General features: G+C 72.6%; 15 protein-coding genes and 1 pseudogene. 5 read left to right on the plus strand and 11 right to left on the minus strand.

Annotated elements, in window-relative coordinates:
- Together JF597_RS01015 and JF597_RS01020 are read left to right on the plus strand one after the other, a co-directional pair.
- The coding region (locus tag JF597_RS01015; RefSeq protein WP_293986829.1) for a glycosyltransferase family 2 protein at positions 1 to 513 on the plus strand (513 nt) is incomplete at its 5' end.
- 92 nt (positions 514 to 605) lie between these two features.
- Positions 606 to 1,502 carry a glycosyltransferase gene (locus tag JF597_RS01020; protein WP_293986832.1) on the plus strand — a complete coding sequence of 299 codons (897 nt, stop codon included), beginning with the start codon at positions 606 to 608 and terminating at the stop codon, positions 1,500 to 1,502.
- On the opposite strand, the gene JF597_RS01025 is transcribed toward JF597_RS01020, so the two are convergent.
- From JF597_RS01025 to JF597_RS01060, 8 genes are read right to left on the minus strand one after another with little or no spacing between them, the layout of a single operon-like run.
- The gene (locus JF597_RS01025; protein WP_293986835.1) at positions 1,499 to 2,275 is read right to left on the minus strand and encodes a methyltransferase domain-containing protein; all 777 of its coding nucleotides are present in this window, start codon (positions 2,273 to 2,275) and stop codon (positions 1,499 to 1,501) included. The genes JF597_RS01020 and JF597_RS01025 overlap by 4 nt on opposite strands.
- A gap of 16 nt (positions 2,276 to 2,291) precedes the next feature.
- A complete protein-coding gene (locus JF597_RS01030) occupies positions 2,292 to 3,278 on the minus strand; it encodes a glycosyltransferase family 1 protein (RefSeq protein WP_293986838.1) in 987 nt (328 codons plus the stop codon).
- A 2-nt stretch (positions 3,279 to 3,280) separates the two neighbouring features.
- Positions 3,281 to 4,075, minus strand: coding sequence for a glycosyltransferase (locus JF597_RS01035; protein ID WP_293986841.1), 795 nt, complete (start codon positions 4,073 to 4,075; stop codon positions 3,281 to 3,283).
- Complete coding sequence (locus tag JF597_RS01040; protein WP_293986843.1) at positions 4,072 to 5,538, minus strand: hypothetical protein; 1,467 nt, start codon at positions 5,536 to 5,538, stop codon at positions 4,072 to 4,074. The genes JF597_RS01035 and JF597_RS01040 overlap by 4 nt, the downstream gene beginning before the upstream one ends.
- 11 nt (positions 5,539 to 5,549) lie before the next feature.
- Positions 5,550 to 5,825 carry a hypothetical protein gene (locus JF597_RS01045; RefSeq protein WP_293986845.1) on the minus strand — a complete coding sequence of 92 codons (276 nt, stop codon included), beginning with the start codon at positions 5,823 to 5,825 and terminating at the stop codon, positions 5,550 to 5,552.
- A 9-nt stretch (positions 5,826 to 5,834) separates the two neighbouring features.
- The gene (locus JF597_RS01050) at positions 5,835 to 6,470 is read right to left on the minus strand and encodes a hypothetical protein (protein ID WP_293986848.1); all 636 of its coding nucleotides are present in this window, start codon (positions 6,468 to 6,470) and stop codon (positions 5,835 to 5,837) included.
- 4 nt (positions 6,471 to 6,474) lie between these two features.
- The gene (locus JF597_RS01055) at positions 6,475 to 7,356 is read right to left on the minus strand and encodes a glycosyltransferase (protein WP_293986851.1); all 882 of its coding nucleotides are present in this window, start codon (positions 7,354 to 7,356) and stop codon (positions 6,475 to 6,477) included.
- A 40-nt stretch (positions 7,357 to 7,396) separates the two neighbouring features.
- Positions 7,397 to 8,494: a hypothetical protein gene (locus tag JF597_RS01060; protein ID WP_293986854.1), complete on the minus strand. Its 1,098-nt coding sequence runs from the start codon at positions 8,492 to 8,494 to the stop codon at positions 7,397 to 7,399.
- A 187-nt stretch (positions 8,495 to 8,681) separates the two neighbouring features.
- On the opposite strand from JF597_RS01060, the gene JF597_RS01065 reads away from it, so the two are divergent.
- Positions 8,682 to 9,569, plus strand: a complete 888-nt coding sequence (locus JF597_RS01065; RefSeq protein WP_293986857.1) for a diguanylate cyclase — start codon at positions 8,682 to 8,684, stop codon at positions 9,567 to 9,569.
- On the opposite strand, the gene JF597_RS01070 is transcribed toward JF597_RS01065, so the two are convergent.
- From JF597_RS01070 to JF597_RS01080, 3 genes are all read right to left on the minus strand, one after another.
- Positions 9,566 to 9,961, minus strand: coding sequence for a hypothetical protein (locus tag JF597_RS01070; RefSeq protein WP_293986860.1), 396 nt, complete (start codon positions 9,959 to 9,961; stop codon positions 9,566 to 9,568). The genes JF597_RS01065 and JF597_RS01070 overlap by 4 nt on opposite strands.
- The gene (locus tag JF597_RS01075) at positions 9,958 to 10,302 is read right to left on the minus strand and encodes a hypothetical protein (RefSeq protein WP_293986863.1); all 345 of its coding nucleotides are present in this window, start codon (positions 10,300 to 10,302) and stop codon (positions 9,958 to 9,960) included. Before JF597_RS01075 ends, JF597_RS01070 begins: the two co-directional genes overlap by 4 nt.
- Positions 10,303 to 10,418: 116 nt before the next feature.
- The gene (locus tag JF597_RS01080; RefSeq protein ID WP_293986866.1) at positions 10,419 to 11,132 is read right to left on the minus strand and encodes a methyltransferase domain-containing protein; all 714 of its coding nucleotides are present in this window, start codon (positions 11,130 to 11,132) and stop codon (positions 10,419 to 10,421) included.
- A 58-nt stretch (positions 11,133 to 11,190) separates the two neighbouring features.
- Between JF597_RS01080 and JF597_RS01085 the strand changes: the two genes are divergently transcribed.
- Both JF597_RS01085 and JF597_RS01090 read left to right on the plus strand, forming a co-directional pair.
- Positions 11,191 to 11,910, plus strand: coding sequence for a TylF/MycF/NovP-related O-methyltransferase (locus tag JF597_RS01085; protein ID WP_293986869.1), 720 nt, complete (start codon positions 11,191 to 11,193; stop codon positions 11,908 to 11,910).
- Positions 11,911 to 12,099: 189 nt separating this feature from the next.
- Positions 12,100 to 12,987: pseudogene (locus JF597_RS01090) on the plus strand (acyl-CoA dehydrogenase family protein); the annotation flags it as partial.

Below are 12,987 nucleotides of genomic sequence, written 5' to 3' on the forward strand. Positions count from 1 at the left end.
TTCGCCGCTGCCAACCTGTTCATCCCCCGGGCGTCGCTGGAGGCGGTCGGGGGCTTCGACGAGGGGTTCGCGCGAGCCGCCGGGGAGGACACCGAGCTCAACCTCCGGCTCGAGGACTGGGGCTCGACGTTCGCCTTCTCCGACCGCGCGCTGGTCCACCACGACGTGATCCCGAGCGGCGTGTGGCGGGCCGTGCGTGACAAGCGACGGTGGTCGGACCTGGCACGCGTGGTGAAGGCCCACCCGCGGGCGAGGAGCGAGCTGCTGACCTGGCGGGTCTTCTGGAAGCGCGACCACGCCTTCCTCCTGCTGCTGCTGGCCGGACTGGCGACCAGGCGCCCGGCCTGGGCGCTGGCGCTGGCGGCCCCCTGGGTGCACGCCCGGACCTGTCACGTCGGCACCGAGACGAAGCTCGAGGCCGCCGCCGTGCTGCCGGGCGAGCTCATCGTCGGTCTGGCCGAGATCGCCGCGATGCTCGAGGGCTCGGTGCGGAACCGGACGCTCGTGCTCTGACCCGTACGGTGGTGACGTCCGAGGGAAGGGGGTCACGAGCAGTGTCAGCACAAGCCGGGCAGGCGCCGCCCCTGAGCGTGTCGGTGTGCGTCGTGGTCGATGACACGACGGGCTCGCTCGACGAGCTGCTGGCGGCACTGGTCGACCAGACCGCGCCGCCGGACAGCTTCGAGCTCGTCATCGTCGACGCCTCGAGCACCGGCCGCTTCGCCACGCTGGCCGGTTCCCGTCACCTCACGACCCGCGTCGTCTCAGCAGACCCCACCACGGGTCACGGGGAGTGCCGCGACATCGCCTGGCGGACGTCCCGAGGCCGAGCCGTCGCCTACCTCGACGCCGCGTTCGTACCCAACAGCGGCTGGGTCACGGTGCTCGCCGGCGCCACCGCACGGGGTCGTCGGCTGGTCTCCGGGCGGTTCCTGCGGCGCGAGGACGTCGAGCTGTCCCTGACCCCGCCCTACCGCGAGCTGTGGCGCGGAGGCCCCGAGTTCCCCCTCGTCACCTCCCGGCAGCTCGCGGTGCTGCGGTCCGACCTGGAGGCTGTCGGCGGCTTCGGCGACGCCGAGAAGGACCCGGACCTGTCCGACCTGTCCCTCGCCGTGCGGCTCGTGGCCTCGGGGGTCGACCCCTTCCGCACCCGGGAGGCGGTCGCCTTCGTACCGCTGGACGAGCAGCCGCAGGACCGCGTGGCACGGGTCCGCGCGGCGTCCCGCGTCCTGGCCGACCATCCGCGAGCCCGGGCGCGGTTGCTCCTCGGCGGCGTCTTCTGGCAGCGGCGCCACCTCGAGGCTGCGCTGCTCGTGCTCGGGCTCGGGCTGGCGGCGAAGGACCGGCGGGCCGCGCTGCTCGCGCTGCCGTGGGCGCACGAGCGGACCTGCCTGACGCCCCGCAGCAGCGGTCGGCTGCGCCGGTACCTCGTGCTGCCGGGCGTCTTGGCCGCCGACGTCGCGGAGACCACCGTCACGTTGGCGGAGCGGCTTCGTCCCTAGGCCTGTCCCGGCGCAGTGGCCCGCGCTGTGGCGTACCAGGTGCGCATCTCCGGGCGGGCGGGCGGGCGGTGCAGCCGGCCGCGACGGACGTCGTGGAACCCCGCCGCTGTGAGGTAGGCGAGCAGACCGGCGACGTTGGGGCGCCACCAGTTGAAGTCGTAGCGCAGCGGCTCGAACGCGGCGACCGGCGTCCGAGGAGCGCGCAGGGTCTCCCGCAGCGACACGCACTCGAGCACCTGAAGGGTGCCTCCTGGCGCGAGCACGCCGCGGATCGCCTCGAGTGCCCTGATCGGCTCCCTGAGGTGCAGCAGCAAGGCTCCCAGGAACACGATGTCGACCGGCCCGCCGATCACGTCCGGAGTCAGGTCGTAGACCGAGCAGATGACGCGCCGCACGCTCGACCCCAGGGCGTCGTGGGCGATGCGGAAGCCGCGACCGAGCTCCAGCCCCATGGCCGCCTGGTCGGTCTCGAGGCGCGAGCGGTTGATCGGCGGCCACTCGGTGCTCGTGAGCTGGTCGAGGTCGATCGCCACCACGTTCCCGCCGCGCTTCTCCATCTCGAAGGCCCAGAAGCCGTCGTAGGTGCCGACGTCCAAGCAGCGCTTGCCGGTGAGGTCCGCGGGGAGGATGGCCCCCGCGCGCCCGCGCCAGTCGACGTAGCCCTCGGTCGTGACGCCCTCACCGAGGTCGATCGTGTGGTACCACGCGGGGTTCTCAGCGACCCGCTCTTGCAGGGCGCGAGGGCTTCGATCGTCGGGGGGCACGTTCTCCACCCGCAGAACCATAGGGTCAGCCGCCCAGTGCGCTGCGGAGAGAGACTCCGGCGTCGCCCCAGGACCAGCGCGGCAGGTCGGGGACCGGCAGGCCGACCGTCAGCGCTGCCTCGAGAGCGGCCGCCCAAGCCGCCACGTCGCGCGGCGGCAGCAGACGTGCCTGGCCTTCGGTCGCCTCCCGCACTGCCGCGACGTCCGCCGCGAGGGCGGGCGTGCCGCGCACCCAAGCCTCCAGCGGCGGCAGCCCGAAGCCCTCGTACACCGAGGGGTGGAGGAGCACGTCTGCACCGGTGATGACGGCCCCGAGGTCGGCATCGCTGAGGCGGCCGAGCACCCGGACGGTGTCGTCGGGCGGTCGCTGGACCGTCGCCAGGTTCGGGTGGGCCTCGCCGATCAGCACCAGGTCGTGCGGGACGGCGGTGCGCACCAGGCGGTGCGCGGCGACAGCGGTGCCGGCGTCCTTGCGAGGGTCGCCCCACCCCACGAGGACGGCGTACCGGCGGTGCAGCCCGAAGCGCGCACGCAGCTCCTCGACCGCTGCCGGAGTCGCCGGTGAGCCCTCCACCGCGGGACGCACGACCGCCGCCCCCGTGACCCCGAGGACCGCGGCCAGCTCCTCCGCGACCGCCCGCGACGGCACGAGGACGATGTCCGCCCGACGCGCCGCCGCGCTCACCGCCCGGGCGTACAGCCGCATCCGCGGGTGGAACCACTCCGGGTGCAGCAGCGGCGCGAGGTCGTGGACGAGCACGGCACTGTGCCGGGCGGCGAGCGGCGCGGTGTTCGCGAGCGAGAGGACGAGGCGCCGTCCGGCAACGGCCGGCAGCACGACCTGCTCCCAGAGCCGCCCCTGCCGCACGGGCAGCTGCCGGTCGACCCGGGGGTCGCGCGTCCCGTGCGGCGCCAGGACGAGCCGGGGGAGGTCGCCGGCGGCGTCGAGCAGCCCACGCGCCACCCGCTGGATGCCGGTCGCCTGGCCACCGAGGACGCGACCGTCGACCACGATCACGTCCGTCGTCCCCAGACGATGCCGACCGCCCGCAGCAACCCCGCGACAGCGCCCAGCTGGTAGCCGTGGCGGAGGTCGCGAACGGCCGTCCGGAGCTCGTCCCGCGCGCCGCCCACCGCAAGGCCGCGGGCGGCAAGAGCCCCCGACCCTCGCGCGTAGCCCAGCTCGGCCCGCAGCACCTGCCGTCGGTTCCGCCACTGGACGTGCTCCACGGCTGGCTCCGGTCGGTACCCGACCCGGAATCCCTTGCACAGCAGGCGAACCAGCAGCTCCTTGTCCTCGCCCCCGGGGACGGCAGTGCCGGGTCCGAGCGTCTCGTCCCAGCCCCCGACGGCCGCGAAGGCCTCGGCCCGGACCGCCAGGTTGGCCCCGTGACCGAGGGCGGCAACGGGAGTGCTCAGCCCGTAGTCGGAGGCGCTGGGGTCGGTGAGGACGGACAGGTGCCCCGGTCCGTGCGCCTCGACGCGGCCGCAGACGGCGTCCAGCTCCTGCAGAGCCGCCACGACGAACTCCGCCCAGTCCGGGAGGACGCGGCAGTCGTCGTCGAGGAAGGCGAGGTGCGGACAACTCGCCTGGCGGGCCCCTGCGTTGCGTGCTGCGCTGGCGCCGCGAGCCTCCTGCCGGACGTAGTGCGCGCCGTAGTGCTCAGCGACCGCCTGGACGTCGGTGCCAGGTGAGGCAGCGTCCACGACGATCACCTCCGCGGTCGGTGTCGCGGACAGCGAGTCGAGGCAACCCCCCAGGAGCCTTGCCCGGTCGTGGCAGGGGATGACGACGGAGAGGGCAGTCATGCCGCGCGCCGGCGGGGTCCGGGGACCGGCAGGAGCCAGATGCCCGCCAGCAGCGGCAACCACCCTGGCGCCGTCCGGAGGCCGGTGGGCGTTCCGGACTGCGCAGGACCCCGCTCGTACAGGGTCATCAGGGACAGCTGGCGCGTCCGCCTGGCTGCCTCGAGCGCCCGGTCGCGCGCCGCCATGACGTCGGCGAGCGTCCGGCCCTCGATCCGCAGCAGGCCCTGCCCTGGCGCGTCGCCGTTCTGCTGACAGGTCACGCGCAACCCGGCAGCCTCGATCTGCGCCAGTGAGCAGAAGGTTCCCCGCAGCTGCGTCCCGGTGAAGGTGGCGGCCTGGACGGTCGCGTCGTAGGGCAGCAGCCCCTCGAACTGCCACGTCTTCGCCACGTGCCGTGGCGCCGCCGCGTGCAGCCCGAGGCCGATGACGACCGCGACCAGGAGGAGCGCCCCACGGGCCCGCGTCGTCAAGACCTTGGGCGTCGGCTGACCGTCGAGAGCGCACAGGGCGAGCGCCGCGAGGATCCAGAACGTCTCCGCCGCTGCCGGCACCGAGAACGTGTCGAACGTGAACGTCCCCCCTAGCAGCAGCAGCATGCCGAGACCGCAGCCGAGGCTCAGCAGGCGCTCCTCCCGGACCGGGCTCCGCACGGCCCGCACCGCGGAGCCCACCGCACCGAGCTGGACCGCCAGCAGGGCCGCAAGGCCCAGCACCCCGACCTCGGCGTAGGAGAGGAGGTACGACGAGTCGGTGACCCTGACGCCCCGGGAGGCGAGGCCGCTCAACCCGAGACCCGTCCACGCGTGCGGGGCCACCAGGCTGCCGACGAGGGGCAGCCGCACGACGCGCACAGCGATCGAGCCCGTGTCCGCGGCGGTGGTCAGCTCGCTCGCGAACCCCGACCCGGTGGCGAGCTCGAAGGCGCAGACCGCGAGCACGACCACGCCGGCGGCGCGGACCCCACGATCGCGCAGGAGCACCGCCAGCAGGACCACGACGAGGACCAGGGGGACCACGACCGTGCGGCTGTAGGTCAGCAGGACTGCTGCCACGAGCACCGGGAGCCCGACACCGATGACGAGGGCGCGGCCACGGCGGCGCAGGGAGGCCAGGACCAGCAGCAGGGGGACCAGGGCGGCGGTGGTCCACGCGAAGGCCAAGGCGAAGTCGGACGCAGCGCGCACCCGCACGTGGCCCGAGCGGGTCGCGAGGACCTGCGCCTGGTCGCTGCCGAGCAGCGACGGACGCAGGTGAAACCACCAGCGTGCGTACGACGAGCCCGTGGCGACCTCTCCCCACGCGATCAGACCGGTGGCGACGCCAGCCGCGACGACAAGGGTGGCGGCGAAGACGAGGTCGTCGGTCGCGCGGACGAGCCAGAGCACGACGACGAGCGTGACCAGCTGGAAGACGAGCGTCTCCCACACCCGGGTGGCCGCACCCGCGTCGGTCTGCCCCGACACGATCCCGACCCCTAGAACGCCGATGAGCCCCACGACGAGCAGCAGACGCCAGACCAGAGCAGGAGGCCACAGCGCAGCTGGCCGCGACGGCGCCGGAGGACGACGTTGGCGCCCGCGGCCAGCAGCACGAGCCGGTGCACCGTGAGCACGCCGGGTGCTCCGGGGACGGTCAAGCTCCCGGGGACGAGCGCGATGGAGAAGAGGACCACCGCCAGCGCCGTCCTGGGAGAGGTCCTCAGTGCAGCGACGCAGAGCACCGCCGTGACGACCAGCAGGAGGGCGCCCACCGACAGCCGCTAGCGTCGACGACGGCGCATGATGTCGAGCGCGCCGCCCAGCACCACGAAGGCGACGATCCCGGCGGACAGCGCACTGACCGCCTTCTGGCGTCGGGTCGGCAGCACCTGCACAGCGGTACGGGCGGGGGCGACGACCTGCAGGGACACCCGGTCACGCGGCGCGATCTGCGCCCTCACCTGCTCCTGCGCGACGTAGCTGGCCAGCGCCTGCGCCAACGCGTCGGCCAAGCGCTCTGCACCTGACTCCGTGCTCGCCGTGGCGCCCACGTAGAGGAGGAGCGACCCCTGGTCGATCCGGGCGAACTCGGCGTCCGCGACCTTCGCCGCAGGAAGGTCCGTGGCCGTGGCCGCGACCTTCACCACGACGTCGCTCTTGAGGATCCCTGCGTACTTCAGCCGCAGCCGGGAGAGCTTGTCGACGACACCTGCGTCCTGCGACTGCGCCACCGTCAACGGCTGGTCGAGAAGGGTCGCAGCCTGCGCGGCATAGGTCGGCGTCCGGTTCGCAGCGACCGCATAGCCCGTGATGGTGGCGATGACCACCAGCAAGGAGGCGATCACAAGAGCCAGCGGAGCCAGCGCCCCGAACCCCCACCACCGGGAAGCCCGGTCCGGGCGGAAGGGCTCGACCACCGGGTCACCCTATGCGCCAGCCGACCCCTTCACGCACTGCCCCGACGGCGCGCGACACGTCCGTAGCGAGGTGGAACCGCACATCGGCGCGGCTGAGTCCCTCCGCGCGACGCCGCGCCGCCTCCGCGCCGAGCCAGCTCAGGGCCACGCGGGCGCCACCCAGCCGCCGCGCCTCGAGCAGCTCACGGTCGAGCAGCCAGTCGCTACGGCCCTGCAGGTAGGCGCGTCGCAGCAGCCATCGACGGCGCGCGCGCTCAGCCGGCAGCTCGTGCGTGACGACCGACTCCGGCTCCCACCGCACCCGGGCGCCCGCGCGCTGCAGGGCGCGCACCACGTGGACGTCGTCGGCGACGAGCTGGCTGCCGGGCCGGGGACCGAGCCGGGGGTCGAAGCCCCCCACCGACCGGAGAGCGTCCACGTCGAAGGCGGCGTTCGCCGTCAGCAGGTACTCCCCGATGCGGAGGTCCCGGCTCGCCGTGTCGAGCTCGTGCCTGCTGAGGTAGCCCCCGATGCCCTCCTCGTCGAACCAGGCCGGGCGGTGCGCCTCGGGGTCGAGCAGGACAGGGCCGCCGACGGCGGAGGTCCCCGGGTCCTCGAGGGCACGCAGCAACGGAGCCAGCCAGCCTGCGTGCGGGACCACGTCGTCGTCCAGGAAGGCGATGACGCTCGCGTCGGTCTCGGCCAACGCCCGGTTGCGCGCGTGGGCGCTGCCGGGCTGCGGCTCGACGACGTAGCGGACCGGGAGGGGCGCCGCGGCGACCACTGCACGGGCCGGGTGCTCAGGGGCGTTGTCGACGACGAGGACATCGGCCCGGATCCCCGACACGGCGGCGGGCAAGGCGTCGAGCAGCCGGGCCAGCTGCGGCAGCCGACGCGCCGTGGGCACGGCAACGAGGATGCGCATCAGCAACCCGCCGGGTCGCGGCTCAGAGCAGGACGTGCCCGAGCGGGCCGCACTGGAGCGCGGACTGTCCAGCGGGGGCCCAGCGCTTCGCCAGCATGCACTCGGCCGCCTTGCCCTTGGGCGAGAAGCCCTTGTCGACCGGGCCGAGCTCCTTCACCGACCAGCGCCAGAAGGTGACGCCGTCGAAGCCCTTCGTCCGCATCAGGGTGTCCAGCAGCGCCCGGTAGGCGTCGGACTGCAGCTGCTCGCTGGGCGCGCCGTTGTGGTTGGCACCGTTCTCGGGGTGGGTGATCGTCCCCTCGGACGAGGCGTAGCCGGTCTCGGCGACGAGCAGCGGTCGGCCGACCTGCTGCTGGATCCTCATCAGGTTGGGAATGTGGACCGTGCGCCACGCGTGCACGAGCTGGTCGTAGCTGGGCGCCGCCTGCGTGCCGAGGGAGACGTACGGGGAGATGCCGGGGTAGTCGACCGCGTCCCACCACGACACCTTGGTGACCACGTTGGTGATCGTGAAGTAGGTGAGAGGGCCGCGGTAGTGCCGGCGCGCCTCGGCAGCGACCCGGCGCCACTGCGATGCCATGCTCTCGATCGACGTCAGCTCGCTGCCAAGGCCGTAGAGCTCGACGCCGTGCTTCTGAGCCATGTCGGCGTAGTGGTCGACCATGCTGCGGTACGAGGCGAAGAAGGCGTTGGGATCGCTCGGCTGGATGCGGGCGCGCGGTTGGAAGGTGCCCAGCGGCGAGCCGACCCACAGGGTCGGCGAGAGCTCGACCGCCAGTCCGGCCTGGTGCGCTGCGTCGATGGCCTGCTCGAGGGAGGCGTCCGGCTCGGTGAAGGCGCCGGCCTTCTGCTCGTTGGCCGTGTAGCTGTCCACGAACCGGTAGGCGTAGATCGACACCATGTTGAAGCCGTCGGCCTTGATCCGCTGGAAGTCCGGGATCGCCAGGGCCGCGAACTGCGTGATCTCGGTGATGCTGATGCCCCGGATCGGCTGCCCGTGGAGGCGCAGCGGCGTGAAGCGCTTCCCTGTCGACGCGGCGGACGGCGGCGCGAGAAGCAGGCCGGCGACCGCGGCGAGGACGACGCCGAGGGCCGCGCAGCGACGCAGCGTGAAGCGCACGAACCCGTCCTTTCCGTCATCCAGCCTGCTCAGGCTAACGACCGAGCCCCGGAGAGGTTCCGGGTGCCAGGCCCCGACGTCGTACGACGCTGCGCTCCCAGGACCCTCGATGGGCTAGTCACATCGGCTCAGGTCCGGCACGGTCACGCGCGCATACGGTCGCCCGACCGAGCAGCAAGGAGGGTCCATGGCACGTCGTGAGGACGTCACAGGTCGCATCCTCGTGGTGGAGGACGACGGTGTGGCGCGCACGGTGCTGGCCCGCGACCTCCGGGAGATCGGGCACGTGGTGGCGGAGGCCTCCACGAGCGCGGAGGGGCTGGAGTGGGCGCGTACGTGGCCGCCGGACGTGGTGCTGCTGGACCGGCACCTGCCGGACGGCGACGGAATGGCGCTGCTCGCTCAGCTCAAGGGCGACAGCGCCACCCGCGACGTACCGGTCGTGATCGTCACGTCCACGACCGACCCCGACTTCGTCGTGGAGGCGCTGCACAGTGGCGCCCACGACTACCTCAGCAAGCCGTTCCGGCACGAGGAGGTGCTGGCGCGGACCCAGGCGGCGCTGCGCACCAAGGCCCTGGTGGACGAGCTGCGGCGACTGACCGACCACGACCCGCTGACCGGGCTGCGCAACCGGCGGGGGGTGTCGGACCAGCTCACGACGTGGCGGGCGCACTGCTCGCGGCACGGCCTGCCGCTGGCGGTGGTGATGCTGGACGTCATCGGCTTCCGGCAGCTCAACGAGCAGCACTCGCACGCGGCGGGCGACAGGGTGCTGCGGGCCGTGGCCGAGCAGCTGCAGGGCTGCGTGCGGGCGGAGGACGTCGTGGGGCGGTGGAGCGGCGACGAGTTCCTCGTCCTGCTGCCTCAGGCGGAGTCCTCGACGGCGCTGGCGCTCGTCGAGCGCGTCAACACCCGGCTGGCGGGACAGAACCTGCTGGACGACCGCCGCGTCACGCTGCGCGCCGGCGTGGCCGTCGCGGCGCCTGGCGACACCGAGGACGACGAGCACCTGCTCGGGCGCGCCGCGGTGTCGTTGCTCAAGCAGCGCGGGCCGCTGCGCCAGCTCGCCTAGCGTGCGACCGGCCGCGATGGCAGCCGGCCGATCTGCAGGGTTCGGGTCCCGTCCGGCACCGGGTTGCCGTGCTCCAGAGCGGTCACGGCAGGCGTCTCGCTGAGCCAGCGCTGGGTCGCCTCGCCGGCACCGAGCAGCTCCAGCGACGAGCCCCGCCGCTGCAGCCCCCGGGCCGCGCTCACCAGGATCGCGAACACCGTCGTCTCGTGCTGGTCGTCGAGATCCGTGAGGTCGACCACCACGCGGACGACCGGCACCGCCGCGAAGCCGCTCATGACGTCGCGGAAGGTGCCGACGTCCTCGATGCTCAGCCGTCCGAGCCGCACCTGGATCACGGGGACCGACCCGAAGCCCCGGTGCGCGGGTCCCCTGTCGGCTGCGGCGCTGGTCACGGCAGCGGCTCCTCCGCGGGCGGGAGCACCAGCGTCGGCACGCCCCACGCCACGTGCAGCCGGGCGCACTCGTCCCAGACCGCCTGCAGCAGCCACAGCCGCACCCGCGTCACGCCCGGCAGGTCCGGCAGCCGGTTCGCCAGCCGCAGCCACACCACCTCCGACACCTGCTGAGCCTGCTCAGCCCCGACCAGCCGCTCGGCCATCCGCCACAGCAGCTCGACGTAGCGGTCGACGAGCTCCGCCCAGGCCGCTGCGTCACCGCCGGCGGCGGCCTCCACGACCTGCTCGTCGTGCTGCTGCGCGAGTCGGCTGCGCTGCCCCAGGTCGACCGCCGTCATGACCCGAGCCTGTCCGGGCCCGGCTGTAGCGGGCTAGGGCGTATCACGTGACCGCGGCCGAGGAACGTGGACAATCGGCGCATCCTGCCGCCGATGTCGACCAGCGCTCGCCGGTCCTACGCGCTTCCGGTGCGCCGGACCGCACGGACCGCGATGACCATCCCGTTCTCCTCTCGCGCCTGAGCGGTCGAGCGCCTGTCGGCGACCTTGACCAGCAGCTGCATCAGCAGCGCGAACAGAGGCCGAGCGGGTCGCGGCAGCGAGTGATAGAGGCCATCTTGGAACAGCTGCAACCCGGTGGCCGGCAGGCCCAGGACGCCTCGTCGCTCCACCACGTCCAGGCCATGGCGCGACAGCAGCCGGGTGAGGCCGGCCATGGTCCACCGCCAGTAGTCCTCGGGGTCGCGGTGGTAGTACATGATCCCGTGCGTCGACAGCACGAGTGACCCGGTGTCGTTGAGCAGCCGGGCGCACTCCGCGACGTACAGGTCGGGGTCCTCGACGTGCTCCAGCACCTGGGTGGACAGCACCACGTCGCAGGAGTGGTCCGGCAGCGGCACCGTCCCGTCGGGGCGCAGCTCGAGATCGGCCAGCGCGTTCCCCGGAAGGTCCGCCGCGAGGTAGCTGACCTCGCCGGGGAACAGAGCACGGTAAGGACTCGTCGCGCTGCCGTAGTCGAGGACCGTTTGCCCGGTTCGGAGCGACCCCGCTGCGGACAGGTCGCGCACCACCCGCTCGATCTCACGGCTCACGTGCGAGAACTGCGACCATGGACGGGCGGCGTGCACCTTCGCGGGCCGCGTGGTCAGGAACCGGGGAGAGGGCTGCATGCGGATCAGATCAGTCGGTCGGCGCGTCTTGGCGGCTCGGGGGCACCAGCCGTCCGGGGTGCCTGACGCCCCAGCTCAACCGGCTGCGTCGAGCGTCCTCACCGGCGACGAGAAGCAGATCCTCACCGAGGTGCGGATGCTGACCATGCTGAGCACCGAGCGGCTGGTCGCCAACATGGATGCTGTCGCGTACGCCGTCCAGCGACAGGTGCCCGGCGCCATCGTGGAGTGCGGCGTGTGGCGGGGCGGGTCGGTCCTGGCGATGATCCGCGTGCTGCAACGGCTCGGGGTGACCGATCGCGACGTGTACCTGTACGACACCTTCGAGGGGATGACCGCGCCCGGCGCGGAGGACACGTCGCCGTTCGAGCCGCCGGCAGGCGAGACCTGGACCCAGACACCGGACGGCGCGACTCCGTGGGGATGGGCCTTCGATGCCCAGATCTACGACCTGGACTTCGTACGGGCTGCTGTGCTCGGCTCCGGGTACCCGGAGGAGCGCATCCACTTCGTCGCCGGACCGGTCGAGCAGACCGTGCCCGCGACGGTGCCCCAGGACATCGCCGTCCTGAGGCTGGACACCGACTGGTACGAGTCGACCCTGCACGAGCTGCGGCACCTCTACCCGCGCATGTCGCCCGGCGGCGTGCTCATCGTGGACGACTTCGGCCACTGGGACGGCGCCCGACGGGCGGTCGAGGAGTACTTCGCCACCGAGGCCCAGCCCATCCTGCTCGCCCGCACCGACTACACCGGGCGCATGGGCGTCAAGCACTGACCGTCCTGCTCCCCACCGGGCTCTCCTCTCGCGACCCCGGACGATACGTCAGGCAGGACCACCTCACCGTCACGCCAGCGCGCAGCGCGCGTTGCGCCGATCGGGCGCTTGCAATTGTTACCAGCGGGTAGCACCATGAAGTTACCGGCGAGTACACCCGCCTCGACCCGTTATGAGGAGCACGCCCAGATGGGCCACTACAAGAGCAACCTGCGCGACATCGAGTTCAACCTCTTCGAGGTCTTCGGTGCCGACCAGACCCTCGGCCAGGGGCCGTTCAAGAACCTGGACAAGGACTCGGCGCGCGACGTGCTGAAGGAGGTCGCCCGCCTCAGCGAGAACGACCTCGCGCAACCCGCCGGAGTTCGACAAGGACAGCGGCGCGGTGACGCTGCCCGCGTCGTTCACCAAGAGCTACGAGACCTACCACCAGGGTGGCTGGGACAAGTTCCCGCTGACCGAGGAGCTCGGCGGCCTGGGAGCGCCCCCCAGCCTCATCTGGGCGGTGTCGGAGATGATCCTCGGCTCCAACCCCGCCATCTACATGTACAGCTCCGGGCCGGCCTTCGCGCAGATCCTCTACCGCAACGGCACCGCCGACCAGAAGCGCTTCGCCGAGCTGGCCATCGAGCGCGGCTGGGGCGCCACCATGGTGCTGACCGAGCCGGACGCCGGCTCCGACGTCGGCGCCGGCCGCGCCACCGCCCACCAGCAGCCCGACGGCACCTGGCACATCGAGGGCGTGAAGCGCTTCATCACGAGCGCCGACTGGGACTGGCCCGAGAACATCTTCCACCTCGTCCTCGCCCGCCCGGTCGGCGTCGAGGGCAAGGGCGGCCCCGGCACCAAGGGCCTCAGCCTGTTCCTCGTCCCGAAGTTCCAGGTCGACCTCGAGACCGGCGAGCTCGGCGAGCGCAACGGCGTCTACGTCACCAACGTCGAGCACAAGATGGGCCTGAAGGTCTCGGCGACCTGCGAGGTGACCTTCGGCGAGAAGGCGCCGGCCGTGGGCACCCTCGTCGGCGACGTCCACGAGGGCATCGCGCAGATGTTCCAGGTCATCGAGTACGCCCGCAT

The organism is Streptomyces sp. (genome assembly GCF_019510245.1).
Lineage (GTDB): Bacteria > Actinomycetota > Actinomycetes > Streptomycetales > Streptomycetaceae > Streptomyces.

Coding starts and splice junctions, on each gene's coding strand:
- JF597_RS01035 (WP_293986841.1), bottom strand. CDS start 4,075: ATGACTGCCCTCTCCGTCGTCATCCCCTGCCACGACCGGGCAAGGCTC.
- JF597_RS01065 (WP_293986857.1), top strand. CDS start 8,682: ATGGCACGTCGTGAGGACGTCACAGGTCGCATCCTCGTGGTGGAGGAC.
- JF597_RS01075 (WP_293986863.1), bottom strand. CDS start 10,302: ATGACGGCGGTCGACCTGGGGCAGCGCAGCCGACTCGCGCAGCAGCAC.
- JF597_RS01080 (WP_293986866.1), bottom strand. CDS start 11,132: ATGCAGCCCTCTCCCCGGTTCCTGACCACGCGGCCCGCGAAGGTGCAC.